This is a genomic window from Mycobacterium sp., assembly GCF_032159775.1.
In the GTDB taxonomy this organism is placed as follows: Bacteria; Actinomycetota; Actinomycetes; order Mycobacteriales; family Mycobacteriaceae; genus Mycobacterium.
The window spans coordinates 1-3,410 of the sequence record NZ_JAVHWK010000192.1 but is presented as its reverse complement, the minus strand read 5'-3'; the positions used below and the strand labels follow the sequence as shown (position 1 = coordinate 3,410).

The window sequence follows — 3,410 nt, the reverse complement described above, 5'->3', positions numbered from 1 at the left end:
TGACCGCGTTCCGCCGCAAGATCGGCGAGAAGGGCTGGTTCGGGCTGAACTGGCCGACCCAGTACGGCGGCCTCGGCCTCACCCCGACGCATCAGCACCTGCTGATGAGCGAGTTCGAGTACGCCGGTGTGCCCGGACCCGACCTCACGGTGACCTCGATCGCGCCGATGATCATGCGGCACGGCACCGAGCAGAACAAGAAAGACTTCCTGCCCGGAATCGCCAGGGGTGAGATCGTCTTCGCGCTCGGCTACTCCGAGCCCAACGCCGGCACCGACCTGGCCGCGCTGCGCACCCGCGCGGTCCGCGACGGCGGCGAGTGGGTGATCAACGGGTCGAAGATCTGGAACAGCGGGGCCCAGCGGTCGACACACGAATGGCTCTGTGTGCGAACCGATCCCGATGCCCCGCGGCACCGCGGAATATCGGTGATCGCGGTGCCGGTGGACAGCCCCGGCATCGAGATCCACCCGCTGATCGCCTGGTCGGGATACCGCACCAACGAGACCTTCTTCAACGATGTGCGGGTGCCGGTGACGAACCTGATCGGCGAGGTCAACGCCGGCTGGACCTACATCACCGGCGCTCTGGACCTCGAGCGCGGTGCATTGACCAATGCCGGTGACCTGCGGCGCGCGCTTGACGACCTGATCGCGATGGCGGGTTCACCGGAACCGGCGTTCCGCCGCCGCCTCGCGCAGGCCGAGGCCGACGTCGAGGTCGCCAAGCTGATGGGCTACGAGGCGGCGTCTCTGCTCGACAGCGGTCGCATCCCCAGCATCGAGGTCAGCGTCGAGAAGATCTTCACCAGCGAGCTGCGGCAGCGGATCGCCGACCTCGCCATCGACGTCCTCGGGCCGGACGGTCTGCGCGTCGGCAACTTCTTCGAGCGGCTGTACCGGGTTTCGCCGCTGATGCGGTTCGGCGGCGGCACCAACGAAGTGCTGCGCGACGTCATCGCCCAGCGTGGCCACACGATGCAGTCGTACGGTCGGTGACGCCATGCGGGTGATTCCCTCACAGGACGAGCGCGATCTGGCCGCGATGTGCCGCAGCGTGCTGGCCGCCGACTTGGAGCCGGACGCGCAGTGGAAGGCGCTAGCCGACGCGGGTGTGCTGGGGCTGCCTGTCGACGGTGGCCTTACGGATGTAGGCATCTTCTGCGTCGAAGCGGGAAGGGCATTGTGCCCCAGAGTCGTTCAGAGCACGATGTATGCGGCGTTGGCTATCGACTGGCTCGGCGTGGGGTCGGACTGGCTGCCTCGGCTGACCTCCGGCGACGCGCGCGGAACCTACGCGCTCTTCGACCCGCGAGACGCATCCGTCGGCTTGACGGTGAGCGGAGCCGCTGACTTCGTTCCGGATGCCGATGTCGCCGACGTGATCATCGCCTCGACGGAATCAGGTGTGGTGACCGTCGATACGTCCACCGGCGTCAGCGTCGAGCCCGTCCCCATGATGGGCGGGTATCCGGCGTTCAGCGTGCGCTTCGATGACGCCGCTGCTGGGGCCGACGTCGACCCGGCCCGACTACGGCGACTGGCCAATGCCGTTGTCGCGCTTGACTGTCTGGATCTGGTCGGGGTCGGTGAGGCGGTGGTCCAGCGCACCGTCGAGTATACGAAGATGCGCGAGCAGTTCGGCAGGCCGATCGCGTCGTTCCAGGCAGCGCAACACCTGGTCGCCGACATGCACATCGCACTGGCGGCCGCCCGGCTCGCCGCGCAGTCGGCGGTGTTCTGGATAGGCAAGGGCAGGACTGCGACGCGGGAGACTGCCGTCGCACGGATACGCGCGGCCGAGGTCAAGAGGATCACACTTGACGCCCATCAACTGCATGGCGGCATGGGATACGTCGTCGACACCGGTCTGTACAAGTTCTCCGAGCGCGCCCGCATCTTGTCGACAATCGGCGGGGGAGCCGACATCGCCGCGAATTGGCTTGAGAGCGAGATGAACTGGGAGCCTGCGCGATGACCGACAGCCTCATCGATCCCGAATCGGCGGAGAAGATCGGCGCCGTGGTCGCGGTGGCGACGGGTGAGGTGTACCGGCGGGACTGGCAACGCTGGGCCGCCGCCGTCGGCGACCACAACCCGCTGTGGTTCGACCCCGACTACGCGCGCCGACACGGATACCGCGACATCGTCTGCCCACCGCTCTACCTGCAGTACGCGATCCTCGGCGTCGCGGCGCTCGGCGACCTGCGGCCGGACGGCTCGTCGGGTGCGGTGACGGGCAGCATGGCGTTCCCCCGGGCACCGCGGCGGATGGCGGGCGGCGAGAGCACGACGTTTCACCTTCCCGCCTATCACGGCGACGAGGTCGAGATGACGCGCACCGTCGACTCCGTCGTCGAAAAGGAGGGCCGATCAGGCAGGTTCGTGCTGGTGACCTGGCGCGCCGAATACCGCAACCAGCACCGTGACCTGCTCGCCGAAGCCACCACGTCGATGATCGCGCGGCCCGCATGAGCGTGTACTTCGAGGACGTCGACACGGGCGACGCGATCCCTGCGCTGACCGTCACTGTCGACGAGACGCAGATGTTCTTCTTCAGCGCAGCTACCTACAACGGCCACCGCATCCACTACGACAAGGAGTGGGCGCGCGACCGCGAAGGCTACGACAACGTGCTCGTCCAGGGCCCGCTGCAGGCGGCGCTGTTGTCACGGGCGCTGACGGACTGGATCGGCGGCGACGGGCGGCTGGTGGCGTTCTCGGTGCAGAACCGCGCGATCGCCTTGCCGGGCCAGGCGCTGACCTTCGGCGGGATCGTCACCGCGAAGCGCGAGCATGGTCTGGTCGACCTCGACATCTTCTGCAAGCGCGACGACGATGTGCTGATGCCGGGCACCGCGACCGTCGCACTGCCGCAGCGGGGTGAGTCGTGACCGGTCTGCGTGGTGAGGCGGCCATCGTCGGCATCGCGGAGCTGCCCGCCGAAAAGAAGCAGAGCGCCCCGCCGTCGTTCACGCTGGACCAGTACGCGCGGCTGGCGAAGATGGTGATCGAGGACGCCGGTGTGGATCCCGCTGTGGTGAACGGGCTTTCGACGCACGGCATCGCCGAGTCGACCATGTTCGCACCGGCCACGCTGTCGGAGTACCTGGGATTGCCGCTCGACTTCGGTGACCGCGTCGACCTGGGCGGTGCGACCGCGGCGGGCATGGTGTGGCGCGCCGCCGCAGCCGTCGAGCTGGGACAAGTCGATGCGGTCCTCGTCGTCATGCCGGGCTCCATGGAGGTTCCGCGGTCGGAGGCGAAGCCAGCACGGACGCCGAGCTGGTTCGGGGCGTCGAGCAACAACTACGGCTCCCCGCAGGCCGAGTTCGAGATTCCGTACGGCAACGTCGGGCAGAACGGACCGTACGCGCAGATCGCGCAGCGGTACGGCCACGAATTCGGCTA

Annotated in this window: 5 protein-coding genes; all 5 read left to right on the top strand. The window is 67.9% G+C overall.

Translation table 11 applies throughout. The features are described from left to right. On the top strand, positions 1-998 hold a 998-nt coding region (locus QOJ24_RS24835; RefSeq protein WP_526266019.1), incomplete at its 5' end, for an acyl-CoA dehydrogenase family protein. A 4-nt stretch (positions 999-1,002) separates the two neighbouring features. Continuing rightward, on the top strand, positions 1,003-1,977 hold the full coding sequence (locus QOJ24_RS24830) for an acyl-CoA dehydrogenase family protein (RefSeq protein ID WP_526266017.1): 975 nt from the start codon (positions 1,003-1,005) through the stop codon (positions 1,975-1,977). Beyond that, the gene (locus QOJ24_RS24825) at positions 1,974-2,474 is read left to right on the top strand and encodes a MaoC family dehydratase (RefSeq protein ID WP_526266016.1); all 501 of its coding nucleotides are present in this window, start codon (positions 1,974-1,976) and stop codon (positions 2,472-2,474) included. Before QOJ24_RS24830 ends, QOJ24_RS24825 begins: the two co-directional genes overlap by 4 nt. Further along, complete coding sequence (locus tag QOJ24_RS24820) at positions 2,471-2,893, top strand: MaoC family dehydratase (protein ID WP_526266014.1); 423 nt, start codon at positions 2,471-2,473, stop codon at positions 2,891-2,893. The genes QOJ24_RS24825 and QOJ24_RS24820 overlap by 4 nt, the downstream gene beginning before the upstream one ends. Continuing rightward, positions 2,890-3,410 (top strand): beta-ketoacyl-[acyl-carrier-protein] synthase family protein (locus QOJ24_RS24815; protein ID WP_526266012.1); only part of this gene is annotated, 521 nt, incomplete at its 3' end. The genes QOJ24_RS24820 and QOJ24_RS24815, both read left to right, overlap by 4 nt.